Origin of the sequence: Archangium violaceum (genome assembly GCF_016887565.1) — a bacterium.
Classification (GTDB): domain Bacteria; phylum Myxococcota; class Myxococcia; order Myxococcales; family Myxococcaceae; genus Archangium; species Archangium violaceum_B.
The window spans coordinates 7,685,849-7,710,930 of record NZ_CP069396.1 but is presented as its reverse complement, the minus strand read 5'-3'; the positions used below and the strand labels follow the sequence as shown (position 1 = coordinate 7,710,930).

21 protein-coding genes are annotated in these 25,082 nt (G+C 65.9%); 12 read left to right on the top strand and 9 right to left on the bottom strand.

Translation table 11 applies throughout. The features are described 5' to 3' along the window. The first annotated feature begins 41 nt into the window (after positions 1-41). Positions 42-1,697: an FG-GAP-like repeat-containing protein gene (locus JRI60_RS30575; protein ID WP_239469804.1), complete on the top strand. Its 1,656-nt coding sequence runs from the start codon at positions 42-44 to the stop codon at positions 1,695-1,697. A 65-nt stretch (positions 1,698-1,762) separates the two neighbouring features. On the opposite strand, the gene JRI60_RS30570 is transcribed toward JRI60_RS30575, so the two are convergent. After that, positions 1,763-2,737: a hypothetical protein gene (locus JRI60_RS30570; protein ID WP_204219454.1), complete on the bottom strand. Its 975-nt coding sequence runs from the start codon at positions 2,735-2,737 to the stop codon at positions 1,763-1,765. A gap of 328 nt (positions 2,738-3,065) precedes the next feature. Between JRI60_RS30570 and JRI60_RS30565 the strand changes: the two genes are divergently transcribed. Then, positions 3,066-3,521, top strand: coding sequence for a hypothetical protein (locus tag JRI60_RS30565; RefSeq protein WP_204219453.1), 456 nt, complete (start codon positions 3,066-3,068; stop codon positions 3,519-3,521). Between the two features lie 30 nt (positions 3,522-3,551). After that, positions 3,552-4,223 (top strand): hypothetical protein, encoded by a 672-nt coding sequence (locus JRI60_RS30560; protein ID WP_204219451.1) that lies wholly within the window; start codon positions 3,552-3,554, stop codon positions 4,221-4,223. A gap of 13 nt (positions 4,224-4,236) precedes the next feature. On the opposite strand, the gene JRI60_RS30555 is transcribed toward JRI60_RS30560, so the two are convergent. Beyond that, positions 4,237-4,626 carry an MmcQ/YjbR family DNA-binding protein gene (locus tag JRI60_RS30555; RefSeq protein WP_204219449.1) on the bottom strand — a complete coding sequence of 130 codons (390 nt, stop codon included), beginning with the start codon at positions 4,624-4,626 and terminating at the stop codon, positions 4,237-4,239. A gap of 120 nt (positions 4,627-4,746) precedes the next feature. Here JRI60_RS30555 and JRI60_RS30550 point away from each other — a divergent pair, with 120 nt between their 5' ends. Beyond that, complete coding sequence (locus tag JRI60_RS30550) at positions 4,747-5,298, top strand: glutathione peroxidase (RefSeq protein WP_204219447.1); 552 nt, start codon at positions 4,747-4,749, stop codon at positions 5,296-5,298. A 12-nt stretch (positions 5,299-5,310) separates the two neighbouring features. Here JRI60_RS30550 and JRI60_RS30545 read toward each other — a convergent pair whose 3' ends face one another. Then, entirely contained in the window at positions 5,311-6,291 is a 981-nt protein-coding gene (locus JRI60_RS30545) for an alpha/beta hydrolase (RefSeq protein ID WP_204219445.1), read from the bottom strand. Between the two features lie 43 nt (positions 6,292-6,334). Further along, positions 6,335-6,916 (bottom strand): TetR/AcrR family transcriptional regulator, encoded by a 582-nt coding sequence (locus JRI60_RS30540; RefSeq protein ID WP_204219444.1) that lies wholly within the window; start codon positions 6,914-6,916, stop codon positions 6,335-6,337. Positions 6,917-7,015: 99 nt separating this feature from the next. On the opposite strand from JRI60_RS30540, the gene JRI60_RS30535 reads away from it, so the two are divergent. Both JRI60_RS30535 and JRI60_RS30530 read left to right on the top strand, forming a co-directional pair. Continuing rightward, positions 7,016-8,821 carry a flavin-containing monooxygenase gene (locus tag JRI60_RS30535; RefSeq protein WP_204219442.1) on the top strand — a complete coding sequence of 602 codons (1,806 nt, stop codon included), beginning with the start codon at positions 7,016-7,018 and terminating at the stop codon, positions 8,819-8,821. Further along, positions 8,818-9,510: a Coq4 family protein gene (locus JRI60_RS30530; protein ID WP_204219440.1), complete on the top strand. Its 693-nt coding sequence runs from the start codon at positions 8,818-8,820 to the stop codon at positions 9,508-9,510. The genes JRI60_RS30535 and JRI60_RS30530 overlap by 4 nt, the downstream gene beginning before the upstream one ends. A 12-nt stretch (positions 9,511-9,522) precedes the next feature. On the opposite strand, the gene JRI60_RS30525 is transcribed toward JRI60_RS30530, so the two are convergent. Genes JRI60_RS30525 through JRI60_RS30515 form a run of 3 tightly spaced genes read right to left on the bottom strand, consistent with a single transcriptional unit; the run spans position 9,523 to position 11,552 of the window. Then, positions 9,523-10,563: a YncE family protein gene (locus JRI60_RS30525; protein WP_204219439.1), complete on the bottom strand. Its 1,041-nt coding sequence runs from the start codon at positions 10,561-10,563 to the stop codon at positions 9,523-9,525. A 42-nt stretch (positions 10,564-10,605) separates the two neighbouring features. After that, positions 10,606-11,100, bottom strand: a complete 495-nt coding sequence (locus tag JRI60_RS30520; protein WP_204219437.1) for an SIP domain-containing protein — start codon at positions 11,098-11,100, stop codon at positions 10,606-10,608. Further along, complete coding sequence (locus JRI60_RS30515) at positions 11,097-11,552, bottom strand: PadR family transcriptional regulator (RefSeq protein ID WP_204219435.1); 456 nt, start codon at positions 11,550-11,552, stop codon at positions 11,097-11,099. The genes JRI60_RS30520 and JRI60_RS30515 overlap by 4 nt, the downstream gene beginning before the upstream one ends. 646 nt (positions 11,553-12,198) lie before the next feature. Here JRI60_RS30515 and JRI60_RS30510 point away from each other — a divergent pair. From JRI60_RS30510 to JRI60_RS30490, 5 genes are all read left to right on the top strand, one after another. Next, entirely contained in the window at positions 12,199-13,323 is a 1,125-nt protein-coding gene (locus JRI60_RS30510; protein ID WP_239469803.1) for an Ig-like domain-containing protein, read from the top strand. 199 nt (positions 13,324-13,522) lie between these two features. Further along, complete coding sequence (locus JRI60_RS53620; protein WP_239469802.1) at positions 13,523-14,119, top strand: DUF6445 family protein; 597 nt, start codon at positions 13,523-13,525, stop codon at positions 14,117-14,119. A gap of 1,625 nt (positions 14,120-15,744) precedes the next feature. After that, positions 15,745-16,956, top strand: coding sequence for a hypothetical protein (locus tag JRI60_RS30500; RefSeq protein WP_204219431.1), 1,212 nt, complete (start codon positions 15,745-15,747; stop codon positions 16,954-16,956). 28 nt (positions 16,957-16,984) lie between these two features. Next, complete coding sequence (locus JRI60_RS30495) at positions 16,985-18,160, top strand: hypothetical protein (protein WP_204219430.1); 1,176 nt, start codon at positions 16,985-16,987, stop codon at positions 18,158-18,160. Continuing rightward, positions 18,157-20,250 (top strand): WD40 repeat domain-containing protein, encoded by a 2,094-nt coding sequence (locus JRI60_RS30490; RefSeq protein WP_239469801.1) that lies wholly within the window; start codon positions 18,157-18,159, stop codon positions 20,248-20,250. The genes JRI60_RS30495 and JRI60_RS30490 overlap by 4 nt, the downstream gene beginning before the upstream one ends. A 27-nt stretch (positions 20,251-20,277) precedes the next feature. On the opposite strand, the gene JRI60_RS30485 is transcribed toward JRI60_RS30490, so the two are convergent. Next, the gene (locus JRI60_RS30485; protein ID WP_204219429.1) at positions 20,278-23,421 is read right to left on the bottom strand and encodes a lantibiotic dehydratase; all 3,144 of its coding nucleotides are present in this window, start codon (positions 23,419-23,421) and stop codon (positions 20,278-20,280) included. A 157-nt stretch (positions 23,422-23,578) separates the two neighbouring features. Here JRI60_RS30485 and JRI60_RS30480 point away from each other — a divergent pair, with 157 nt between their 5' ends. Continuing rightward, entirely contained in the window at positions 23,579-24,787 is a 1,209-nt protein-coding gene (locus tag JRI60_RS30480; RefSeq protein WP_204219428.1) for a hypothetical protein, read from the top strand. Between the two features lie 106 nt (positions 24,788-24,893). Here JRI60_RS30480 and JRI60_RS30475 read toward each other — a convergent pair whose 3' ends face one another. Next, a complete protein-coding gene (locus tag JRI60_RS30475; RefSeq protein WP_204219426.1) occupies positions 24,894-25,061 on the bottom strand; it encodes a hypothetical protein in 168 nt (55 codons plus the stop codon). Positions 25,062-25,082: the final 21 nt, after the last annotated feature.

Genomic DNA, 25,082 nt, shown 5'->3' with positions numbered 1-25,082 from the left:
GCATGTTCTTCATGCTTTCTCATCCACCAAGGAAAACAGATATGCAGCGTCGTACCTACGGACTGTTCAACCTGACCGTCTCGGTGCTCGCGGGCTCGTGGGCCCTGGGTTGTGGAGGTCCCGCCCCCGAGGAATCGCAGCCCGCCACCGGCGAGCAGCTCGCCTCGCGTAAGGATGCCTCGTACATCCACAACGGCAATGCGTGGTCCATGAGCAATGGCGTGGCCAGCATCCCCGTGTGCTGGGACAGCACCGGCTTCGACACCGAGAAGGGCTGGGTGCGCAGCATCGTCGAGGCGCGCTTCGAGGGACAGCCGTTCTTCCACGTGGACTTCACCGGCTGGGGCCAGTGCAGCGTGTTCTCGTCGGGCATCCGTATCCAGCTTTCCGACACCACGTCCGACAACAATCCGCGGGTGAAGGCCCTGGGCCGCGGGTTGAACGGCATGGCCAACGGCATGGTGCTCAACTTCACCTTCAACAATTGGGGCTACGGCAGCTGCAACACGGCGACGGTGGGGGACTCGGGGCGGCGCTACTGCATCGAGGCCATCGGCGTGCACGAGTTCGGCCATGCCCTGAGCCTGGCCCACGAGCAGAACCGGGGTGACAAGCCGTCGAGCTGCACGGACTCGCCGCAGGGCACCAACGGCGACATGTACGTGGGCAACTTCGATCAGGGCTCGCTCATGGCCTACTGCAACCCGACCTGGAACAACGGGGGCAACCTGAGCCAGGGCGACGTGGCTGGCCTGGCTCGCCTGTACGGCGGCGGCGGTGACGTCTTCGTGGGCAGCTCCACCGGCTCCGGCTTCTCCAGCGGCCAGGCCCGCCACGATGGCTTCTGCATCGGCAACGAGGTCTGCCTCACCGGTGACTTCAACGGTGACGGCCGGCAGGACCTGGTGACCTTCACGCGGGGCACCGCCCATGATGTCTACGTCGCGCTCTCCACCGGCACCGGCTTCAACGGCAGTGGCTGGAAGTGGCACGACGACTTCGCCTACGACGGAGAGACTCCCCGCGTGGGAGACGTCAATGGCGACGGCAAGGATGACATCGTCGTCTTCACGCACAGCCCCGCCAATGATGTGTACGTGGCCCTGTCCACCGGCTCCAGCTTCGGCGGCGCCGGGCTGTGGCACGGCGACTTCGCCTATACCGGCGAGCTGCCCGAGGTGGGCGACTTCAACGGTGACGGCCGCGACGACATCGTCACCTTCACCCAGGGCTCCGCCAATGATGTGTACGTGGCCCTGTCCACCGGCTCCAGCTTCGGCGGCGCCGGGCTGTGGCACGGCGACTTCGCCTACAGTGGCGAGACGCCGAAGGTGGGCGACTTCAACGGTGATGGCCGCGACGACATCGTCACCTTCACCCAGGGCTCCGCCAGTGATGTGTACGTGGCCCTGTCCACCGGCTCCAGCTTCGGCGGCGCCGGGCTGTGGCACAGCGACTTCGCCTACAGCGGCGAGATTCCGGCCGTGGGCGACGTGAATGGTGACGGCCGCGATGACATCGTCACCTTCGTGCGCGGCAGCCAGGGCACGGTGTACGCCGCCACCTCCAGCGGCGGGAGCTTCAACGGCTATAGCTGGCTGTGGAGCACCGGCCTCTGCCTCGCGCAGGATGTGTGCGCGGTGGCGGACGTGACGGGTGACGGCCACGCCGACGCCATCGGCTTCAAGCGGAACTGAGCCACCGCGCTGGCCGGCGTCCAGCCCCTGGGCACTCCCTGGGGCGGCGCCGGCCGGCCTGATCCTCAGCTGAAGGTCGTGACCAGGTTCAGCGGGCCGGCGGGGACACCCACATCGCGGCCAGCGGGGTCATCCGAGGGCGTCTGCCAGGCGTTGGCCTCCGTCACGGTGTGGCCCGTGGCCTCGTTCGTGATGGACATCCTGCCATTGTGGCCCGCGGGGCTGATCTGGCTGGTGTCGTAGCCACTCCAGCCCGTGGCGGCGTTCGCGAAAGTCGCCTCGCCCCAGGTCTGACCGGAGTTCGCGCCCGGATTCGCCGTGCCGTCCTTCGATGCGCACCACGCCACACTGCTGTTGCTGTCGAACGCCACGATCCGCGACTCGCCGGGCTGGAGCGTGAACTTCTTCGGCGTGCTCTTGTCGAAGTTCTGTCCGTCGTTCGGGTTGCCGTTCCCGCCCGTCTTGTTCCAGAGGGTGATGGTCTGCGGCTCGTTCGTGTTGTTGGTGAACGTGTTCGTGTACTTGTACTGGCTCTTCTGGCTCGGCTCGATGAGCCGCATGTTGCTGTTGTAGGGCGAGCCGACGTTGTTCTTGGCCAGCCACGGCTCGCTCGGATTCACCGGGTCGGTGGACCCGGCGGATGGCGCGCCGAACCCGGGACCCGCGTCGGAGCCAGGACCCAGGGGCTGGGTGTCGGTCGCGCCGCCCACTCCGCCCACCGAGAAGCCATCCACTCCGGACGCGAGGTCCCACGGTCCCTCGCCCAGGTCGCCGACCTGGCCTCCCTGTCCCTCCAGGCCCTTCAGCAGCTGCATGAGGTCGCCAAGCGCCTGCGACACCTGATTCAAGGTGTTCTCGAAGACACCCGAGACCGCGCCTGGCTTGCCCGGGCCCTGCTCGAAGGAGTCCGCCATGAGCTTCTGCCGCAGGTCATTCCCAGGCCGCGAGGCCGGGGTGCTCTCCACCCGCTGAACTGGCGAGGACACGGTCTCGATGGGGGAGGCGATGACGGGACGGTGGGAGATGGAGGAGATGGACATGGCGTGGCTGCTTTCGGGCGTGGGGCGTGTGGAACACGCCAGGGCCGCCATTGCGCGGCATGTGAGGACCAGGAGCAGGACGCATGCCAACCTCTGCCCCACCGCCCACGCATGCCCGGGCATCCCTCCTCCCGGAAAATCAGTCACTTGGGACGCGCACGCCCGTCCTCCCGCATCACGCGGCATGGTGACGGCAGTCACCACCTGGTGTCCGGAGTCACCGAGCGGGGGCGTATTCGTGCCGGAGCCCTGAAGAAAAAAGCGCTCGCTTGCCCGTTTTGTCCGCTCGCGGTTCTCAACGGATGAACCCACCACAACGGAGCAAGCCATGAAGACCGCCCTGAAGACCCTGTCCCTCGCCGCCGCCTTCGCCCTCGCTGCCAAGGCGACCCCCGCCCACGCGAGTGGAATTGGAGGGGCCGCCATGAAGGCCTCCGGCACGGCGGACGATAACTGCCCCGTCTACGCTTACGGGTGGATCGCCAACAGCTGCACCACGACGAAGTCCTTCATCGTGGCCCTGCCGTTCTCTGGCACCGCCGGGTATCGCACCTTCTCCGTGATGGCGCAGGGGGCCACCACCGGCGATGTGAGCTGCCGGATCGCGGCCACCGCCAACACCCAGACCGGTATCTACGCGGGAAGCTGGGTCTCGCTGCCGGCCGCGGGCAGCCCGCAGACCATCGAGCTGGGCACGCTCTTCACGGACACCAAGAGCTCGCTCTACGTGCTGTGCAACCTGGCGCAGAACGCCAAGATCTACTCCATCCAGTGGGACAACTAGTTCCTTCGCCACCGCCCCGGGAGACTCGCGATGCAGCGCACCCCCATCCTGGCCGGAATCACCGTGCTGCTGGCCTTCCTGGGCTGGCAGTGGCTGGAACACACCTCGCTGGAGGAGCAACGCCAGCAACAGCAGGCGGAGCTCGAGGCCACCCGCCGCGAGCTTCGAGAGGCGACCCGGGCCCTGGGTGAGCAGCGGGCCCAACTGGAGCGCCTCTCCCGGGACGTGGCGCGCCCGCCCGTCTTCGCGCCGGGCCAGACCCAGGCACTCCCCACCGAGCCGCCCGCCTCCGGTGATGGGGTGGAGCGCCCGGTCTCGCCGGCCCCGCCGGACCACCCGGCGCCGCCGTCCGAGCAGGAGGTGGTGGCCAACCTGGAGGAGGCGGTCCACGCCGAGCCGGGAGATCCCCAGTGGAGCCGGCAGGCTGAGGAGCTGGCCCGCGCCAGACTGGCGCGCATCCTCACCACCTCCCGGCTGGAGTCGGTGCACTGCGGTGCCTCTCTGTGCCGTCTGGAGACCTCGCACCCCAACCAGGAGGAGCTGGAACAGTTTCGCGAGCAGGTCCTGATGGCGCCCGAGCCGGTGCTCTGGAATGGAGCCTCCTATTCCTCCGTGCAGGGTGACGCCCGTGCCGGCACCCTGGTGACGGTCTCGTACGTGGCAAGGGAAGGGATGCCGCTCCCCATGCTGGAGCATCCCTGAGTCCTCTCTTGCTTCATGGGCTTCGTTTCGACCTTCCGCGAGGCGAAGTTCGAGGAGGTGGGCCGCGCGGGGCTTCACGCTGCTTCACCAGCGTCTTGGGCGCCTTGAGCCGCCAGCCCTGCTCGAGCCGCCGCCGACACTCCGGCACGCGCAGCTTCGAGAGCCGCGCCAGCACCGCGGGCCAGCCCCGGTAGTGGTCCGTGATGAAGTAGAGCTCTGGCAGCGCCTGGATCAGGAACTCCTGCTCATCGACGCTCTCCAACAGGAACACGACTGACTCGCCGTCTTCCTTCAAGCGGACGAATGACTTGCCGCGCACCTTGAGTGCCGGCGTACGGAACCAGATGCCCTCCTCCACCTCGGGCAGCTGGCAACCCAGCTTGACCAGTTGCTCCCATGTCATGGGCCAAGTCTACAGCTCGGCGCCGCACATGTGAGCGGAAGGGCTTGAACCTGGACCGGCAGTATCGGATACCGCAGCCAGGCCTCGAGACGAGAACACCGCGCTGAGGGAGGAATCCGCATGTCGACCGCCATCCAAGACGTACCCCTGAAGACCATCACGGGCAATGACGCCAGGCTTGGCGATTACACCGGCAAGGTCCTGCTGGTGGTCAATGTGGCCTCCAAGTGCGGATTGACGCCGCAGTATGAAGCCCTGGAGAAGCTCTACGCCGAACGCCGCGACAAGGGCCTGGTGGTGCTGGGCTTCCCGGCCAACGATTTCGCCGGCCAGGAGCCAGGGACGAACGAGGAGATCCAGGGGTTCTGCCGGTCCACCTTCGGCGTGGATTTCCCGATGTTTTCGAAGATCACGGTGACCGGACCGGACATCCATCCGCTGTACCGCGAGCTCACCCAGCGGTTCCCCAAGGCGGCCTCGCGGCCTGGCGAGAACTTCCGCGAGCGGCTGCGGGGCTATGGCATGACGCCGAACCCCGAGCCGGGTGTGCTCTGGAACTTCGAGAAGTTCCTGGTCGACAAGAACGGCGAGGTGGTCGCGCGCTTCGCGCCGGACGTGGCGCCGGACGATCCCATGGTGCTGTCCGCCATCGACAAGGCGCTCGCCGCCTGAGGGCGTGCTGTATCAGCCTGACTTCGCGAGCTCCGTGACGCCGGGCGCCGGGAACAGGGCTCGGCGGAGCGCGGCCGTGTAGACCCCACGGAACTCGCGCGCCACCCCGGCGCCGCGAGTGATGACGTCGAAGCCGTGGAAGGCGCCGGGCACCACGGTGACGTCGCACGGCACGCCGGCGGCCTGCAGGCGCCTGGCGTACGCGAGGTCCTCGTCGTGGAAGAGGTCGCAGGTGCCCACGCCCAACCAGGCCGGAGGGAGTCCCGAGAGGTCCTCGCGCCGCGCGGGCACGGCATGCGCCGGCACCTGCGCGCCACCCGGCTCGCGTCCCAGATAGGACCGCCAGCCGAACACGTTGCTGCCCTGGTTCCAGCCGCGGTGGTTCGTGCCGTCGATGTCCGTGCGCGTCGTCGTGCGGTCGTCCAGCATCGGGTAGACGAGCAGCTGGAAGGCGGGCCGGACCTCCTCGCGGTCGTGCGCCAGCTGAGCCAGTGCCGCCGTGAGCCCTCCGCCGGCGCTCGCCCCGCCGATGGCGATGCGCTCGGGGAGGACGCCGAGCGCCCCCGCCTGGGCGAAGAGCCATCGCAGCGCCGCGTAGCAGTCCTCCAGCGGTGCCGGGAAGGGGTGCTCGGGTGCCAGCCGGTAGTCCACGGAGGCCACGAGGATGCCCAGCTCACGCGCGAACTCGACGCAAAGAAGATCGTCCATCTCCGGCCGGCCGAGGATGTATCCGCCCCCGTGAATCCACAGGAGCGCCGGCGTCCGTCCCCGGACCCTCCGGGGCCGATAGGTCCGCACGCGCACCGGCTGCCCCCCTGAGGGCCCGGGCACCCGCACGTCCTCCACGGCCACGTCCTCGGGGGCGCGGGGCGTCGGCTGGAGGCGGGTGAGGAACCGCATCACGGCGAGCACCGGCCGGGTCACCGTGACCTTCGGGATGAGGCGCGCTGCGCGTTGCAGGTCAGGGTGAAACGGATTCGCGGCTGGCTTCATGTCTTTGCTCCTTCACTCAGTAGACTCGTGGCGGCGGTGACGCTCAGGCCGAGCCTTCATCGACGATCGCCTGGGTCGCGGCCTCCAGCCAGCGGCGGGTGGAGGCGAGGCGCGCTCCGGTGAGCGACTGGATGGGCAGCAGCTTCCAACTGGTGAGGAAGCCGGTCCAGAGGATGCTGAGCCGCGCCGCTCGCCCCTCGCCGTCCGGGGGTCCCAGCCACCGGGCCAGAGGGGTGATCACCTTCGTCTGGAGGAGCTCGACGCTCGCCGCGTGCGCCTCGGGGTCGGCCGCCGAGAGGATCATCATCGCCAGCGGGCCCGGTGCGTCCGGCGCGTCGAAGAAGGCCGCCACCATGTCCACGCCGAAGCGGCGCCGATCTCCGTGGAGCATCGGGGTGATGTCGATCATCCGCTCCAACGTCGCCTGGAACAGCCCCTGCTTCGAGCCGAAGTAGCGGCCGACGAGCGAGGAATTCACCCCGGCGAGCTCCGCCACCTCGCGTACTCCGGTGTGGGCGAAACCTCGCGTGGAGAACAGGGTTCGTGCGGCGTCGAGGATCGCGATGCGCGTGCGCTCCGCATCGCGCTGGCGCGTCGCTCTCCTGGGCTCGCTTGGGCCGGACATGTACACGGCTGTTTACTTACGACAGTCATTGGGTTATGTCCAGGATGTACACGGCCGTGTACATGCGCCGCGACAGTCGGTTGGAAAGGAAGTGCACGGATGAATGCGACGAAGAAGGGTGAGGCCTCGTTCTCTCCGGAAGCGCTGAAGGAGAAGTACCTGCTCGAGCGCGAGAAGCGGCTGCGTCCTGACGGCAACGCCCAGTACCGCGACCTCAGCGGCGTCTACGCGGACTTCGACAAGGACCCCTACGTCGAGCCCGGCTTCACCCGTCCGGCGGTGACCGAGACGATCGATGTGCTGATCGTCGGCGGTGGCTTCGGCGGCCTGCTGGCGGCGGCGCGGCTGCGCCAGGCGGGGGTCGAGTCCTTGCGCCTCGTCGAGAAGGGGGGCGACTTCGGCGGCACCTGGTACTGGAACCGCTATCCGGGCGCCGCCTGCGACGTGGAATCCTATATCTACCTGCCGCTGCTCGAAGAGACCGGTTACATGCCGAAGGAGAAGTACGCCAAGGCGCCGGAGATCTTCGCCCACTGCCAGCGGATCGGCCGGCAGTTCGACCTCTACAAGGCGGCGCTGTTCCAGACCCAGGTCGAGCAGATGGACTGGGATGAGGACGCCCGGCGCTGGAGCGTCACCACCAACCGGGGCGACAGGCTCGCGGCGCGGTTCGTCATCATCGCCGGCGGCATCCTCCACAAGGCGAAGCTGCCCGGCATCCCGGGGATCGAGACCTTCAAGGGCCACAGCTTCCACACGAGCCGGTGGGACTATGCCTATACCGGCGGCGGCCCCATGGGCGGCATGACCCGGTTGGCCGACAAGCGCGTGGGCATCATCGGCACGGGCGCGACCGCGGTCCAGGCGATCCCCCACCTCGGGGCTTCGGCCAAACAGTTGTATGTCTTCCAGCGCACGCCCTCGGGCGTCGGCGTGCGCAACAACCAGCCGACCGACGAGGCCTGGGTGAAGACGCTCAAGCCCGGCTGGCAGCAGGAGCGCATCCTCAACTTCACCTCGATCGTCACTGGTAACCAGCAGGACGTGGACATGGTGCGGGACGGATGGACCTACATCTTCGATGATACCGAGCTCCGCCGCGCCGAGACCCCCGAGGCGGCGGCCGAGCTCCGCCAGATGGTGGACTTCCGCAAGATGGAGGAGATCCGCGCGCGGGTGGACGCCGTCGTCAAGGATCCGGTGACGGCCGAGGCGCTCAAGCCCTACTACAACCAGATGTGCAAGCGGCCCTGCTTCCACGACGAGTACCTGGACACGTTCAACCGTTCCAACGTCCAGCTCGTGGATACCGAGGGCAAGGGCGTGGAGCGGATTACTCCCACCGGCGTGGTGGTGAAGGGCAGGGAATACGAGGTCGACTGCCTGGTCTACGCCTCGGGCTTCGAGCTGTCGGGCGAATACACCCGTCGGTTGGGCTTCGACATTCGCGGGCGCGGCGGCAAGTCCCTGCGCGACAGCTGGGCCGAGGGCGCGGCGACGCTGCACGGCATGCACAGCCGCGGCTATCCGAACCTCCTGATGTTCAGCCTCACCCAGAGCGGTCATGCGATCAACTTCGTTCACATCCTCAACGAGCAGTCGCAACACGCCGCCTACATCATCGGGCGTTGCCTGAAGCAGGGCATCGGGACCATCGAAGCGACGGAGCAGGCGCAGCAGCAGTGGTGGGAGGTGATCCTCGGCCACTTCTCGAAGATGGCCGCCGTCGGTGGTGTCGAATGCACGCCCGGCTACTTCAACAACGAGGGAGTCCTGCCCCCCCCGAGCGCGATGCGCAACGCCCCCTTCGGAGGCGGCACGCTCGAGTTCATCGAAGTCCTGCGGAACTGGCGCAAGGGCGACGATCTCGCGGGCCTGGAAGTCACGCTTGGAGGAACCCCATGAGCGATCCCAACACCCTGTCGCTACCCGACAACGCCTCCCTGTTCACCCGTCTGCGCGTGGCGCGCCAGTGCCTGGAGGTGCTCAAGGACGACCCGACGAATCCTACCTGCGGCCAGCTGATCAACATCTGCCTGGACCTCAACGTCTACGCATCGCTGGCCCAGCAACTCCGGCGCAGCGAGGAGGGGCGCCGCATGCTGTCCGAGCGTCCCTCCCTGCAGGGCAAGGAACTGGACCTGGACGCGCTCGAGCGCCTGCCCGAGGGCACGCTCGGCCATGGGTTCGCGCGCTACTTCCGCGACAACAAGATCTCGCCCTTCGAGACGACGCTCGAGCTCAAGAACGACATCGACTTCATCGGCAAGCGCTACCGCGAGACGCATGACCTGTTGCACGTGCTGACGGGCTACGCCACGGACGTGATGGGCGAGATGGAGCTGCAGGCGTACGCCCTGGGCAACCTGGGTATCCACACCGCGAAGCTCATCCTGCTGTTCAGCGCGGTCGAACACTTCAAGGCTCCGCAGTCCGGCGTCGGGCGGTCCGAGTTCCTGCGGCGGGTGGGGGCCGCGTACCGCCGTGGCCGCGCGTCCCAGCAGTTCCTCGGCTTCCGGTTCGAACACCACTGGGAGACCCCCGTGGCCACGCTGAGCGCGAGGCTGTGCGCCCCCGCGCAGCGGATGAACTGACGGGGTGAGCGGCTACTCTGGACGTTGCACCGCCCAGGCCAGACCGTCCGGCCGTCCGCCAACATCGAGGCGGCCGGTCACTTCCAACGTCTCGAGATCGATGACGGCGACGTAGTTGTCAGGAGTGCAGGACACGAATGCGCGTGCGCCCTCGGCGTCCACCAACATGGCCGCGCCACGGCCGATGTTCAGCCGTTTTACTTCCTGACGCGATCCGGCGTCGAAGATGACCAGCTCTCCAGTTCGAACACTCACGATCAGCACACGCTTGCCATCCGGGGTGAACTTCAGCCGGTGCGCACCGGGGAGCTTCGCGTCAACGGTGGCCGTCACCTTCCTGGCCGAGATGTCGATGATCGACAGCGCTCCCGTCGGGCTCGCTGTCCACAACTCCTGCCCGTCGGGTGAGACATCGAAACCCTCGGAGCTCTGGGCCACCGGAATGACGGTCTGGATCCAGTCCATGCGGGGTTGAGCCCCGGGAGGCAGGACTCCCGTTGGAGGTACCGTCGGCTGGAGTAGGACATTCTCCAGAATGCTGACGCTCCCGGAGTCCACGTTCGTGGTGTAGATCTGCTTCTCATCCGCGGTGACGTGGAGCATGTGCGTCCGGTTCTGGCCGGTGCCCATGAGCCAGTCGACTCGGGCCGTTGTCGGATCATAGCGGCCAATGGACTTCGCACCTTCGGCCGTGAACCACAGCTTTCCGCCAACGAATGCCAATCCGTGTGGGCCGATCAGCGGTGCGGTATCGATGCTGGGCCGCGCTTTCCTCGCGATGAGGTCTATGACATTGAGCTCGTGGAAGCGGCCGAACCCGGTGTTGGAAACGTAGGCCGTTTTTCCATCCGAAGACGCGATCACCTCATGCGGATCCGGTCCCACGGGCACGCGATCGATGACCTTCAGGTTGGCTGGATCCACAATCGCCAGTGTATGGGTGGTTTTCGAGAGTATCAGCAGTGCGCGCTTCGGCGTGGGCTGCGCGGCTCCTCCGGGCGCGGCGAAAAGTAGAGCTACCAGCACGACACAGACAACGAGCGATTCGATCAATCTGGATCGCATGCGACGGCTCCGTTCCCTTTGGATACTTGCCTACTTGACTGGGTTGCTGCGCCCGTCATGCGCACCGCGGTGCCAGTAGGATGCCGCCTTGATCCATTCACTCGGATGTCGGCGCTCCTCGGCGAAGAGAGCCCGCACCTCGTGAACGAGCGAAGCCTCGCCGGCGATCCAGACGAAGCCGTCCCCCGAGGGAGGAGAGAATCCGGCGAGCGCGCGACGCAGCAGCTCGCCGTCGTGCGCGCTCGGCTCCCCGCGCACGACCCATTCGTGGTCGTCTGGCGAGGGGCTGTGGAAATCCGCGAGCTCGGGCGACGTGAAGCGGATTCTCCGCATGCGGGGGGTCAGGGACTCCACGCCGCTGACGACGAGCTTGCGCCGCCGGAGCTCGTGGCGCACGCGAACGATCTGGTGAGGCGTGCCCGGTTCGCCGGCGTTGGCCCCAGCGAACTGCTCCCTGCCAGCAGGACGCGAAGCGGCGCTCGCGCGGTCCTCTCTCTGTCTGCCCTGAGCGTCTTGGCGATTCATGAGCGGAGCCTCTCGATCTTCTGCGCGGCCTCGTCGATCAGGGCCGCCACTTCGAGGACGATCTTCTTGTCGGCGCCGGCCGACAGCGTGTCGAACAGCACGCTCTTCAGGTTGTGCATGGCGCGCCGGACCGGGGCGGCGTCAGTCCGCTCGCGAATCTCCGCGGCGGCCCCGAGCCGCTGGAGCAGGGCCTCCACGACCTTCGCGTTCTCGCTGAGCAGCGCTCGGCCTTGCTCCGTGATGGAGAAGAGCTTGCGCTGGTTGTTGGTATCCGGCTCGCCGACCAGGCCCATGTCCTGGAGCAGGGTGAGCGTCGGATAGACCACCCCTGGGCTGGGTGCATACTCGCCGCGGCTGAGCCCTTCGATCGCGCGGATCAGGTCGTAACCGTGGCGGGGCTCCTGGGCGATGAGGTGGAGCAGGACGAGGCGCAGCTCGCCGCCCTCGAACATGCGGTGGCGCCCGCCATGTCCATGCCGTCCCCTGTGGTCATCCCGCTCGCTCTGCCAGTGATCTGCTTCGTCCCGCCTTCTTCCGTGTCTGCCTCGCATGGTGCGTCCTTTCGAGCCCCGTAAGAGCTATCTAGATGTTGCTTAGATATATCTCAGACGCATCGGCGTCAAGGCCGCCTCAGAGGGGCGGTCGGTTGCCCACCCAGGACTTCATCCATCCGGCCCGTCGCTCTTTGATACTTGGGGGATGCTGCCCACCGCGCGCATTCCTCCGACTCCCACGACCGCCAGGCTGTGTGCCCTCACGCTTCTCGCCACGCTTTGGTGCGCGTGTGGCGAGGGGACCCAGACACCACCGCCGCCCCCCGGACTGACCGTCTCACCGGCCACCTCGGAGTTGGAGCCCGGGAGCACCACTCACTTCACCGCGAGGCTCGGTCAGGAGCTTGCCGACGTCTCCTGGTCCACCTCCGCGGGGACCATTGATGTAACGGGGCTGTTCACAGCTCCCGCGCATGGCACCTCCGCGACCGTCACCGCGGTCCTGAAGGCCGACACCTCCGTCAGCGCGTCGGCCTCGGTGGTTTCGAAGGACACCCGCCCGCCGGCAGTGCTCTCGAGCTCTCCTGCGGGAGGGGCGGCCGACGTGCCGGTCATGTCGCCCGTCCGCATCGAGTTCAACGAGGAGCTCGACCCGGCCTCGGTCAGTCCGGGCACCGTCCAGATCCTGCCGATGGAGCAGGCGGACTCCGCCAGTTCCTCCATTCAGCTCGCGTATGAGCAGCGGGTGCTGACCGTGACGCCCGGCATTCCGATGCGGCGGGACGCGGACGTGACGGTGCAACTCTCCGGCCTCCGAGACGGCGCGGGCAACGCGGTGCCGCAACTGACGCTCCGCTTCAAGACCCGGGCGGGCACCCTGGTGTCCCAGGATCTGTCCGGCGCGGCGCGCTTCACCCAGGATGGCAGCCCCTATGTGTTCGACCCGAACAAGGTGGTCCACCTGACTCGCGGTTCGTCACTCCAGGTGGAGCCGGGGGTCGTCGTTTTCGGCTCGCTGACCGACGACGGCGAGACGAGCATCCAGGCCATCGGCACGGCCGAGGAGCCGGTGACGTTCTGGAACGGGCTGCTCAGGGGCACCTCGTCGAGCAACCACGTGTTCAAGTACACGCGCTTCCTGCTCTTCAACCCGGGTTTCTTCACCTCGGCACCCACCGGGGCGACGGTCACCTACGAGCACTGTCTCATCGACTGGATGCGGAGCTCGCTCGCCGTCTACTCGAGCCTCTTCGTCGGTGCGGGCTCGATGAGTGACTGCGAGCTCGAGTCGGGCGTCACGCTCTACGGTGACGGAGGCACCTTCCGGCGCAACACGCTGCACGGGCTCCAACTCATCCTCGGGCCGAACCACTTCAACCCCTTGGTCGTGGAGAACAACCTGCTGCGCGCGGGCAAGCTCTACGTGGCACCTCAGGGAACGAGGGCCGTCATCCGTGGCAACTCCTTCATCGGCCTGACGAACCGGGTGCAGCAGTTGACCATTGGAGGCGGCAATGCCGGACGAACCGGCGGCACGTTCGACCTCAGCGGGAATTACTGGGGAACGACCGTGGAGGCGGAGATCGACGCCCTGGTCCTCGACAGTGCCGATGACAGCGCCGCGAACTACACCATCCAGTGGAAGCCCTTCCTCTCCGAGCCTGCCCCCGAGACGCCCGCGGCGCCCCTGGTGCCTCGTCAGGCCAAAAAGAGGCCCGATTCGCAGTAATTCCAGTGGGTTACGGTGGCGACCAGAAGGGGCTCCACTCTTCGTAATCCGTAGGTCGCCGGTTCGAATCCGGGTGTCGGCTCCATGAAAGACGAGCCCTCACGTCCTCGTATCGTACCTCGCGACCTCCTTGCTATAGTCGGAAAGCCAACAGAGCGTTGCTGACGCAAGCTCCAGTCCCCCCTCCAGATCACACCCGATGCCGGAAATCTCCTTCTTGGTCGTGGACGACTTCTGCCCCGACGTCGATAGCAAGCGACGCGAGGCGCTTGGTGCCCAGTACCGGAACCTGAACTCGACCGGGCTGTACTCCGACTTCAGGGCCACGACGCCCGAGATCGAGCAGATCTCCAGGTTGCTCGGGGTACCCCTCGTCCCCGCGGCTCCAGAAGGGACGGGGCGCTTCGCTTTTCGAGCCGCCAACGAGCAGCATTCGATGGACATCCATGTCGACCACTGCGACTGGGGGGGCATTCTCTATTTGAATCCCCCGGAGCAGTGCGAGGGCGGCACCTGCTTCTGGCGGCACAATGAAACCGGGTTGGAGAAGTGGCCGACCCGAGATGAAGTCCTCGACATCTATTCGCTTCTCGAGGGCAAGACGGTCTGGGATTACTTCGTGGTCCAGGAAGGGATGCACCGCGATCGGTGGACGCAGTCCTTCTTCCTCCCGATGAAGTACAACAGGCTGATACTGTTCCGGGGCCAGTTCTTCCATTCCCAGGCGAATTCGTTCGGCGATCACATCGAGAACGCGCGTCTCACACAGCTCTTCTTCTTCAACGAAGCCCGGTAATGAGGGTCTCGAGAATCGTCGTTCATCAAGGGGTGTCCTTCACGCCGGGCACGGACCTCATGCATGCATGGTTGTCGGCTTCGGAGTCCGAAATCGAAGCCGTGACCGCGCAATGGCACCGCCTCATCGTGGAACCCAACCTGGGAGAGCCATTGACGCTCGAACCGGAGGGGGACGGCATCACGCATGTGTACGCGGGCGTCTACCCGTTTTTTTCGCCGGCCCTGCTCTCCAGGGTGCTTGCGCTGAACCCCGAAGACACCGATCGCGTGCAGCGCAGACTGCTGCCCATCGCGCACGACAGCTACGTCTACACCGTGGGGTACGGCCTGTATCGCCGCCTCGCGGATTATCGGCGCTGGGTGTCGCTGCCCGTGCTGCTCGGCCGCTTTCAGTCCCTCTATCTGGGGATCGGGCGTCATTGCCGTCTGATCAGCATGAACCTGGATCAGAGTGTCTCGGGCATCCTGACGTTGGCGGGAACGAACAAGGCTTTTGGGCGGGACCTGCTCAAGACGTCGGGAATTCCCGTGGCTCCCGGCTTCCTGTCCTTGAACAAGGAGGATCTCCTCGAGCGGGCGGAGTCCCTTGGGTATCCGGTGGCGTTGAAGGCCGTCTCTGGAGGGAACTCCGAGTCCGTCATCCTGGGCATCCAGAATGCGGCCGATCTGGCGGTCGCGGCGGAACAATTCTTCCGTTCCGACTTCCTGCTGGTCGAACGGATGTTGGAGGGAGTGGAGCTCCGACTCCACTTCATCGGGGGCAAGCTGTTCCGCGTGTTTCGAGCCAACCCTCGAGTGATCACGGGGGATGGCGTGAGCACGATCGACGAATTGCTCCAGCGGGATCAACCCGAGCTGCACCGGCGAGCACACCGGCTGCTGATTCAGCAGCAGCGCCTGCTGCAACAGCTCTGGGGATATGGCATCCGGTCCATGGCGGATCTCTCGCGTGTGATTCCGGAGGCTGGGGCCCGGCTGCGCGTTTCGGCCGCCGCGGGTGAGCAGATGGAAAAGGCTCCGTTGGAGGCGTTGCATCCAGCGGATCGCGAAGCCTTGGAGCGGTTGTTGGAGCGGTTCGGGGAGCCGAGCGCGGGGATCGATGTCATCCTGCGTGACGAGGGTGCTCCTCTCTCCGAGGGTGGCGCTGTGTTGGAGATCAATTCTCCGTGTGGAGTGACCTACCTCCGGGGAGATCAGCCCGCCGCGGCGGACCATGAGCTGGTGGGATTCGTGGAGATGGTCCCCGGATTCATCGAGCAAGAAGGCAAGGTGCCAGTCTGGCTGGCGATGACCGAGGAGGCCGATCGGGGCACCCTCGCGCGGGCCGAGCTCGAGAGTGCTTTTCTCCAACGGTGGCCAGAGGGGAGGATCGGCACGCTGTCCTCGGACGGCTGGCTTCCTCTCCTGACGGATCAGCGGGCCGAGGCGTTTCTCATCTGGCTCACGGAGGACGGCGTACGTGAGCACGGAATGCCGAGCCACCTCGAGCCCAGGCTGATCTTCGCGGGTGACGAGGCGCTCTTCTCCAAGCGGTATCCCATCGTGAGCCGCACGACCCTCAACGCCGAAGGGAAATTGCAACCCGTTTCGTCTCCGCTGGACATCCAGTGAGGTGTGTAGAACATGCAATTCTTCGAGAAGCTGGGGCAACGGATTGACGAGGCGTGGTCTGCCGCCAGCTATGATGAGCATGCCCTTCCCCAGATAGCCGAACAGTTCCTGCGGGCCGCGCAATGCCACGAACACATCGACGTCGACCAGGTGGCGAGCTGGTTGATGTCGGCGGCGAGCCTTCCACCCCAAGGCGATCTCTCCTCCGCCTTCGGGGAACCCACACTCGTCGTCTTCAATGACGGGCGGTTGCTCATCCAACTGCTGCACTGGGTCGTGGGCACGACTTCGATCCACGAGCATGGGTTCTTCGGTGCCTTTTCCGTCCTCGAGGGCTCGAGCGTTCACGCCCGTTACCAGTTCACGCCCACCCACACCATCAATCCGCATTTCCTCGTGGGGACGCACGCCCTGCAGCAGGTGGAGTTGTTGCGCCGCGGTGACATCAGGAGAATCACGGGGCGGGGGTTGATCCATTCGCTGTTCCACCTCGATTTCCCCTCGATCTCGATCGTGGTGCGCACGGTGGGCTCCGGCTCCGAGGGGCCACAGCTCGACCACCATCGGCCGTCCATCGCGGTGTATCCCTTCGTTCGCGATCCGCTGATGGTCCGCCGGCTCCAGTATCTGAAGTTCCTGGCCAGGACCCGGCCCGCCGAACACCAGCGATGGACCCGCTCCCTCCTCGAGGGAGCCGGGCTACACGAGACCTTCCTCGTGCTGCAGCAACTCGCGGAGATCGCCCCCGAGCGCCCCTTCTGGGACGAGGCGCTCTCCCTGGCGAGCCGGCGGCATGGCGAGGTGACTTCGACTTTCGACGCGGTGTTCGCACAGCAGCGGCGCGACCGCGCCATCGTCAGTCTGCGGAGCAGCATTACCGATGCGAGTCATCGCTTCTTCCTCGCGTTGCTCCTCGTCCTTCCCGAGCGAAGCGCGATCTTCGAGATGATCCGTCAACGGTTCCCCGATGCCGACCCGAGGCAGAAGGCCGCGGAGTGGGTCTCCGAGCTTGGAGAACGCCTGATGATGGGAGTCGAGTTCGACGAGCTGAATGGGGAAATCGTTCGGCTGATGATCCTGGGGCTGGACGACAAGAAGGTTCTTGGCGCTCTCGGCGAGACGTTCTCCCCGGAGGATATCGACAACCAGCGTCAGGAGTTGCTGAGGCATTTCGCTCAATTGCGAGCTCATCCGATTCTGGCGCCCCTCCTTCAAGAGCGTTGAGCGCCTTTCAACAAGCGAGAAACGATCGATGGACCTCGTCCTGAATCCGAATCTGCGCATCACGCCGATCGACGAGCAGGGGCCCGCATACGCCATTTCCGCGCCAGTGAAGGGTCGTGGCCTGCGAGGGGAGATCATCTCGCGGGCGCGTCATCGCGAGCTCTTCGAGCTGCTCGAGCGCCTGCTGGGCCGGACCGGTGCGGGGCATGTCGAGCTCACCGACGCGCACGAGCGGGCGCTTCGACGGCTTGGCATCTTCGTTCCTCCACGAGAGGTGTCCCGGAGTGTGCAACTGATGCACCTCCCCAAGCGTGGGCTCACCCGTGCGCCCCGCCGCGCCGCTCCCGCGGGCGCTCTCCAGTTGAACCCGGCGGCCCGGTTCGGAGGGCGCGAGGAAGTCCTTGGCTCCGAACAGGACCCCGAGCTCGGAGAGCGGCTCTCCTCCGAGCATTCGCTGGCCTGGGTTCCGGAACGCAGGACGGGGGTCCTGGTCCCGGTGCATCTGGGCGCACGCCACCGCGAGCTCCTCGGCCGGTTGTCTGGTTCTTCCGAGGCACGTCAGGGCCGGTATCCGCCCGCGCTGGTCGCGGAGCTCGAGGCGGCGGGTCTTCTGCTGCCCCGGTCCGATTCACGGGAGTCGCCCGCCGGTCCCAGCTCGGACGAGCGCCGGTCCTTTCGCGAGCACGGGTACGCCATCGTCGAAGGTCTCTTCTCCCGCTCCTTCTGCCTCGCGCTCTCCACGTACTTCCGGGAGCTGCGCGCCCAGGGGTTCCTCAAGGCGGGTGACGGTCAAGTGCCGTTGAGGCACGTCCTCCATGGAGAGACCGTGACCTCGTTCCTGCACCGGCAGCTCCCGCCCTTCGTGGCCTCTCTGGTGGGTTGCCCGGTGAAGCCCTCGTACTGCTACATCGCGGAGTACATGCCAGGCGCGGTGCTCAAGCGGCATGTGGACCGCCCTCAGTGCGAGTTCACGATCTCCCTCCTGGTCGACTTCCTTCCCCGGCCCGAGGGGAAGTGCTCCTGGCCGCTCTGGCTCTCCCCCACCGGGGAGGATCGCCTCGGGGTACGGCTCGCGATCGGGGATGCGGTCATCTACAAGGGACGGGAGATCGCCCACTGGCGCAATGCCCTCTCTCCCGGGAAACGCTCGATCTCCATCTTCTTCCACTTCGTTCCGGGGTCGTTCACCGAGGAACTGACATGAGGGCTCGGCCGCTGGGTTGGGTGGGCCTGGCGCTGCTGCTGGCTTCCTGCTCGGCCCTCCGGCCCGCCGGTGAAGTCTCCGGGGCGGGCACGACCGAGCGGAGCCTGCGTGCGCGAATCTACCTGGCGAAGGGTGACGCGGCGGCCGAATCGCGGCAATGGGGTCTGGCGGCGGGTTATTTCGCGGCCGCCCGCATGGAGACGGACTCGCTGGCGGCGCAGTGGGGGCAGGCCTGGGCGAGGAGCCGTGCCTCCACCCGATTGTGGACGAAGACATTCGAGGGCTCCGTTCTCACCGCCACGTTCTCCCCGGATGGCCGGGTGCTTGCTTCGGCGGGAACCGATTCCGTCATTCGCCTCTGGGATGTGAGCCGCGGAGAGCTGCTGGCGAAGCTCGAGGGCCATTCAGCCGAGGTACATGCCGTCGCCTTTTCCCCGGACGGCCGACTGCTGGCCTCCGCGGGCCGGCCGGGGGAGATCCGCATCTGGGACTCGAGTCAAGGCAGGCAGGTGGCCTTGCTCCAAGGCCATTCGGACGTGGTGCGTGGCCTGGCGTTCTCGCCCGGCGGGAAGATGCTGGCTTCCTGTGGCGTGGACAAGACGGTCCGCGTCTGGGACGTCGGCGCCGGGACCGAGCGGATGCGGTTCGAGCACGACGAGTACGCGATCTCCGTCGCTTTCTCCGGAGATGAAAGGCACCTGCTCTCGACGAGCATGGACCGGAGTACCCGGGTCTGGGATCTGGGTGCGCGCACGGAGCTCCACCGCCTCGTCGGACACGAAGAGAAGGTGGAGTCGGGGGCCTTCTCCGCCGATGGACAGCGGATCATGACCGCGGCTGCCGACCGCACGGTCCGTTTCTGGAGCACCCGGTCCGGACAGCTCCTCGATGTCCTGAGAATCCAGAGCGGCGTCTCGGCCACCATCATCGATCCCCAGTTCCGGCTCCTCGTCCAGGCGGGGTGGGATGGGCGCATTCAGCTCTTCGATGCGCGCAGTGGCGAGCTCCTCGAGCGTCTGGATGCACATCGCTCGTTCGCGATGACGGTCGCCTTGTCTCCAGACGGGCTCACCTTTGCTTCAGGCGGACGGGATGGCTCGTTGCACGTCTGGTCCCGGCCCAGGACTCCCGCTGAAGTGATCCTTCGGGGACACCAGGTCTGGGTGGAGGCGTTGGCGTTTTCAGAGGACCAGGCGCTCGTCTCGGGCGGGGAGGATGGATTGCGCCTGTGGAGCCTCCCGGAAGGGAACGCCCTGGAGCCGCGCTCGCTCGGAACGGGGATCTCCTCCCTCGCGGTGAGCCCGGATCGCAAGCTCATCGCGGCGGGCGGACTGGATGGGACGGTGCGTGTCCTGGAGGCAGGCTCTGGCCGGCAGTTGCTCGCCCTGTCCGGCGTGACCGGGTCCGTTCGCGCATTGGCCATTGCTCCGGATGGGAAGTCCCTCGCGGCAGGCGGAGATCGCGACATCCTCCTCTGGTCGCTGCCCTCTGGCTCCGTCCTCGGTCAGCTCACGGGTCACACGGGAAAAATCTGGTCCCTGGCCTTCGAGCCAGCGGGGAATCGTCTCGCATCTGGCGGCGCGGACAACACCGTGCGCCTCTGGGATTTGAATCGCCGTCAGCAGATTCTCCAGCTCGACACGGGGGGGCTGGTCCGAGCGGTTGCCTTCACCCCCTCCGACAACCGCCTGGTGACGGCGGGCATCAATCAACCCATTCGTATCTGGGATGCCATGGACGGCCGCCTGGTGAAAGCGCTGGACGAGGGGGCTGTCGGAGCTCTGTCCATTGGCATGTCACAGGATGGGAGGTTCATGGCCTCGGGTGGAATGGACCTGCTGGTCAAGGTCTGGAGCCTTCCTTCCGGGGAGCTGATGGGCAGGAGCGCTGGCCATCAAGGAATGCCAACCGCCGTCTCATTCTCGCCCGGTATGTCGGCCCTGGCCTCGGCGGGGGCCGACAAGACGATCCGCCTGATCAAGTTCGACGACCTCGCTCATCCACCGCCGATACAGACGGGACTCGCCGAGGCGATGCTTCGATATGGGCTCACCTGGAACGAAGAGCGGTTGCTCCTCCAGAACCGTTGAGGAGAGGGGGAGGGTGGCAGGCTCGAATCAAGCCTGTCGCTCCTCGGGCTTCCGGGCCAGCGCGGAACCGTAGTACCTGGCCAGGAAGTCGTAGATGCTCGCTTCCCGCGCCTTCACGTCTCGCGGCAGCAGCCGGTTGAGCTGCATGTGAACGCAACTGCCCGCCAGTGCGCGGATGCTCCAGTTCTGTGCGGCTGCCTCTCGTCGAGCTGATTCCACTTGAGGGCGAAGCCGCTCGGAGCGCGTGTTCAGGTGCTCCAGGATGGCCAGGTCGAACCGTCCGCCCGCGTCCTCGGATTCGAGCACCTGTTGCACGGTGGCGCGAAGTTGGCGGTACCGATGGGAGAGCACTTCCCGGGCCAGCTCATGGCTCATCCCGGACAGGGCTTCGTCTTTCAGTCCCTTCGCGAGCTCCCAGCGCTCACCCAGATCGAATCCCAGATCCACGAGGAGCGCATGCGTGGCGCGCAAGGCGGCCCACCATCGCTGGGAGCTCTCGCCGCCATCCTCGCTCAGTGCGCACGCGGCAAGCGCGAATTCGCTGTCGCGATGGAAGACCTTCTCCGCCCAAGCCATTCCCTCCGGGCCACCGTAGCGTTCGAGCTCCTGCTCGTACGTGTCGTATTGAAGCCTCCAGAGCTGACCCGACGCGTGCAGGCTTCCGGCCGCTTCTTCGAGGAGCGGGAGGAGCTCCGAGCGGATTCGCGAAGGCGTTCCGTGGAACCGGATGCGGAGATGCCACTCGGGGTCCGCGTAACGAACGAAGAACCACTGGTCGATGACCCCGGACTCCCGGCCCCGAGCGATCACGGGAGCCAAGCGGCTCAGCACGGGGTCCAACAACATCGGTGCGGTGTAGAGCTTGATGTAGAGCCAGTCCGAACCAGGGAGATGCGATCGCGGAGCCGTCCGTGATGCGCCCGCCTGTACCAGAGCCCGTGGCCGGGACGGAGCGGCGGCCGCGGTCATGAACGGTACGTACAGCTCATGGTTGAAGTGGCGCCCCTCCCTGTCCCTGACGCTCAGCTCCTCGGGACTGGGGAAGACTTCCGTCAGGGTGGTGCTGGGTTCTTTGTTGATCGCCCGTCGCAGGATTTCGGCGGACAGGGGATTGTCCAGATCCATCAAGAGAGGGCCTTCGCTCTCTTCCAGGTAGACGAACCTGGGGAGTCGGAGTGTGGTCCTCAGTCTTTCGATTTCCGAGGAGCCCCCAGCCTCGTCGCCGGCTGCTCGGGCCAGGTCTTCCCGCCAGACCGTCCACCGGGCGACGGAGAGAACCAGCCGTCCCGAGACGATTCGCGGAACGAAGCGGGCACGTCTCATCCTCCCGAGGTTGAAGACCAGGGCGGAGGTCGAGTCCTGGTGTTGCAAGGTCGCCAGGAACCGATACACCGCCAGGTTCCAACCGAAATAGTCGTGGGCATTGGAGAGCCTTGGAATCACTTCGCGTCCCAACCGGGCGGAGCGAAGGACGATCCGCGTTCCAACCACCGATACCCTGAGATCCGAAGCCGGAATCTGGTGCTCGGGAGGAGCGCTCGGTTGGCCAAGAAAGACGATTTCCCTCTCGTGGAGCGCTTCTCTCGCGACGATGTCTCCGACCGCGCCTCCCGGAAGGTGGACGATCTCCGCATGGACCGCACCGGGGGACGCGAGCTCCTCGCGGGACAGCGCGTCTCGGAGCTCTTCTCGCAGCTCTGGGAACAGATGGGCGGCTCGTGAGAGAAGCCGCCCCCCTGCGTTGACATGATCCAGCCGGATCCGGAAGTGTCCTGCCGCGAGCTCCTCCTTGGAACGAGCGGCCACGGCGGCGACGACGGTCATCAGCGAAGGGAGTGGGGGAGGAGCGGACGAAGGGAGCGCCTGAATCTCAGCGTCCGTGAGCTCGAGCTCGGTAAGACCTCGCCGCAGGGCGTCGGTGATCCTGCCGAGCCAGTAGTCCTCCCGCGCCTCCATGGCCCGATGCCATTCCGAGGAGCGTTCCTCCCTCTGGGCACCCGCGAGGTCATCCGGCCCACCCGTGGGCCCGAAGGTGACGCCGAACTCCGGATCGAGCGCCTCGAGAAGGGAGACCTCGCGCGTTCCGAATCGCTGAACAAAGGCATTTCGAAAGTGCTCGAGAGGCATCGGGAGCGGAAAGGCACCGATGCGATGGAGGAGGGTGATTCCCCTCTTCAGCTCCTCTACCACCTCGGTGCCAAGCCGCACCTGACGGCCCGGTTTCAACAGATCGACCTGGACGAGACGGCGTGGGTCTACTGGCGCCGGGAGTGGTTCGAGCAGACTCATCACCCTGCCATGACCCGCGGGTTCGCGACTCATGCCCACCCGGTCGATTTCGGCAAGCGCCTCTCTGACCGAATGAAGCCGCCGAGCGAAGGGCTTGCCCGAAGAGGTGCGAGCAACGGCCTCCGCCAGCCGCTCGAGCCCATTCAGCGCCGTCAGGGGCGGTGCCAGGGTGGGGACCAGGAGCTCGAGCGCGACGAGCTCTCGGACGAACGCCATGGCCTCGGATGCATCCACTTCTTCTCCCGCGATGGCCTCCGCCACCTCCTGGCGTGTCGCTCCACTCCCGGCACGCAGGAGCGCCCGCTGGAGGTACTCATTGTCTTCCAGGGCCACCCACTCATACCGACGCGAGCCATGGCTCGTCGTCGTTCTCACGTATCGAATGTAGCCGGCGATGGTGTAGAGGCTGGTGTTTGGGAAGAGGAGGAGCTCTGGTTCGAGCTCGGACGTCCTGGAGAGCGCGCCCGCCAGCTGATGAAGGTATTCGTAGCTCAGGCGGCTCTGGCGGAGATAGGCACCGGGGGCTTCGAGCTCGAGCCTGGTTTCTCCGCCCACTTGACCGAGAGTGTATCCCCCCATCAGCCCAAGAGGCGTGGGCTTTCCAATCATCCGCGACACGTACTTCACCAGGGCCCGCTCCACTTTCAGTCCGTGGCCGCTGTCGGGTGCACTCCGCCAGACATCCATGTCCCCGCTGAGTGCTGGTGAACCCAGGCTCAGGGCTTCTCGCACCCTCGGAACAGACAACAGATCGTCGAGTCGCTTGCGATACACGGACTCGCGCGACGCCGCATCGACACCCTCGACCCTGGCCGCGAGCTCCTCGAACCCGAGCAGTGGCGTTCGAACGACGAAGTGTCCCAAGGGAACGAGGCGCTGCATGGGGGCGGTCACAGGGGCGGACAAGGGAAGTAGGTTCCAGGATTACCTTGTGGCGATGGCGGTCACGTTGTAGTTCATCCATCGCCGTGGTCAATCCGTTCGCGAGCCGCACCAGTCGCTCACGGTAGACGCCATGGATGGTCGTGTGAGGTGATGCATGCGGGTGTTCAAGGAATTGGGCGAACAGATCCAGCGAGCATGGCACGCACGGAACTACAACGAACAGTGCTTCACCGACATCGTTGTGGAGACCCTGCGGCGGTCAAGCAGTTGGGTGCGCGACTTCTCCTTGGAGGACTATGTGACCTGGCTGCAAGGTCTCGACAGTCTTCCTCCTCAGGGCGACTTCAAGGCGGGACTCGACCAGACGCCCCTCATCGTCTTCGAATCCGGGCGTTTCTACCTTGGCCTGTACTTCTGGCGCGATCTGGTGACGACCATCCATCGTCCCAATGCCTATGATGTGTATGGCGTACTGAGTGGACGTTGCCTGGAGGCCCGTTACGCGTTCGAACGGTCCGAGACCTATTTCAATTCTCATCTTCTCTGGGGGGACCTCACCTTCTCCGGAATCCGGAACCTCACCCCGGGTTCACTGACGACGCAGGCGCCAGAAGACATCCATTCGCTCTACTCATTGGATGAGCTGTCGGTGGTCCTTGTCGCGAGGACGAACGCTGCGCTGCGCTCAGGCCCCGCGTATGAGTATTGTCCTCCTGGTGTGGCGGTGGATCCGTTCTACAGAGAGCCGCTTGTCGAGCGCCAGCTCCAGACCTTGACGATCCTTTCGGAGACCTCGGAGCCGCTGTACCTCCGCATGGCGTTCGCTCTCGTTCGGACGGCCGACGTGGAGACCGTTTATCGGGTGCTCGAGAATCTCGCGAAAGCGAGCCATCGGTTCGCGGATCAGCTCGTCCGTGCGGCCGAGATGGCCGAAGCGCGGTTCGGCGAGGTCATCCAGACCTTCATGCAGTCGTTCAAGGTGCGGTTGCGTGACCGGCTGATTCTCGGGGAGAAACGAGCCGCGAAGGACTCGATGGCCAGGCTCCTATGGACATTGGCGCACATCAAACCCGGACGTGAGGCCGTATTGAAAACGGTTGCCGCCCATTTTCCGGAGGTGTCGCCTCAGGAGGTGGTTGCTGATTGGATCGAAGGCTTCTCGACGTATCCGCGGGACGAGTTGAAAGTGGATGAAGTGAGCGCGTTTCTCGCCAGACGTCTGTTCGTGGGGGATGACCCCGAACAGGCCGTGCGTGCGCTCGGGCGCGTGTATGGAGAAGAGGCCGTGGGAGACGCTGTCCCGCAGTTGCTCGAGCAGTGCGAGTCACTGCGTCACCATCTGGTGTTTTCCGCGTTCCTGTAAGGCTTCCGCGCGGGGAGTCGAGCTCGAACCGGTGCGATTGCGCTTCGTCGAAAAAAAAGCGCGCGGACCTGGAAGTCCCGCGCGCCAGACAGCAGGTGGCTTGCGTCTAGCCCGGGCAGCCGGTCGCGCCGGTGTCGCCGGTAGACTGGGACTGCTCGGGCGGAGCCATCGCCACGGTGGTGCCCTTCGAGCCCATCACCTGCGCCAGCTCCTCCTCGGTCAGGATGGGGCGCAGCTTCGGCAGGGGCTTGTTGGTCTTCTTGGTGTCGGACATGTTGTTCTCCTGGGGTGCTGG

Coding starts and splice junctions, on each gene's coding strand:
- JRI60_RS30480 (WP_204219428.1), top strand. CDS start 23,579: ATGCGGGTGTTCAAGGAATTGGGCGAACAGATCCAGCGAGCATGGCAC.
- JRI60_RS53620 (WP_239469802.1), top strand. CDS start 13,523: ATGCCGGAAATCTCCTTCTTGGTCGTGGACGACTTCTGCCCCGACGTC.
- JRI60_RS30550 (WP_204219447.1), top strand. CDS start 4,747: ATGTCGACCGCCATCCAAGACGTACCCCTGAAGACCATCACGGGCAAT.
- JRI60_RS30515 (WP_204219435.1), bottom strand. CDS start 11,552: ATGTTCGAGGGCGGCGAGCTGCGCCTCGTCCTGCTCCACCTCATCGCC.
- JRI60_RS30485 (WP_204219429.1), bottom strand. CDS start 23,421: ATGCAGCGCCTCGTTCCCTTGGGACACTTCGTCGTTCGAACGCCACTG.
- JRI60_RS30475 (WP_204219426.1), bottom strand. CDS start 25,061: ATGTCCGACACCAAGAAGACCAACAAGCCCCTGCCGAAGCTGCGCCCC.
- JRI60_RS30500 (WP_204219431.1), top strand. CDS start 15,745: ATGCAATTCTTCGAGAAGCTGGGGCAACGGATTGACGAGGCGTGGTCT.
- JRI60_RS30560 (WP_204219451.1), top strand. CDS start 3,552: ATGCAGCGCACCCCCATCCTGGCCGGAATCACCGTGCTGCTGGCCTTC.
- JRI60_RS30535 (WP_204219442.1), top strand. CDS start 7,016: ATGAATGCGACGAAGAAGGGTGAGGCCTCGTTCTCTCCGGAAGCGCTG.
- JRI60_RS30565 (WP_204219453.1), top strand. CDS start 3,066: ATGAAGACCGCCCTGAAGACCCTGTCCCTCGCCGCCGCCTTCGCCCTC.
- JRI60_RS30570 (WP_204219454.1), bottom strand. CDS start 2,737: ATGTCCATCTCCTCCATCTCCCACCGTCCCGTCATCGCCTCCCCCATC.
- JRI60_RS30495 (WP_204219430.1), top strand. CDS start 16,985: ATGGACCTCGTCCTGAATCCGAATCTGCGCATCACGCCGATCGACGAG.
- JRI60_RS30520 (WP_204219437.1), bottom strand. CDS start 11,100: ATGAATCGCCAAGACGCTCAGGGCAGACAGAGAGAGGACCGCGCGAGC.
- JRI60_RS30490 (WP_239469801.1), top strand. CDS start 18,157: ATGAGGGCTCGGCCGCTGGGTTGGGTGGGCCTGGCGCTGCTGCTGGCT.
- JRI60_RS30545 (WP_204219445.1), bottom strand. CDS start 6,291: ATGAAGCCAGCCGCGAATCCGTTTCACCCTGACCTGCAACGCGCAGCG.
- JRI60_RS30575 (WP_239469804.1), top strand. CDS start 42: ATGCAGCGTCGTACCTACGGACTGTTCAACCTGACCGTCTCGGTGCTC.
- JRI60_RS30530 (WP_204219440.1), top strand. CDS start 8,818: ATGAGCGATCCCAACACCCTGTCGCTACCCGACAACGCCTCCCTGTTC.
- JRI60_RS30555 (WP_204219449.1), bottom strand. CDS start 4,626: ATGACATGGGAGCAACTGGTCAAGCTGGGTTGCCAGCTGCCCGAGGTG.
- JRI60_RS30540 (WP_204219444.1), bottom strand. CDS start 6,916: ATGTCCGGCCCAAGCGAGCCCAGGAGAGCGACGCGCCAGCGCGATGCG.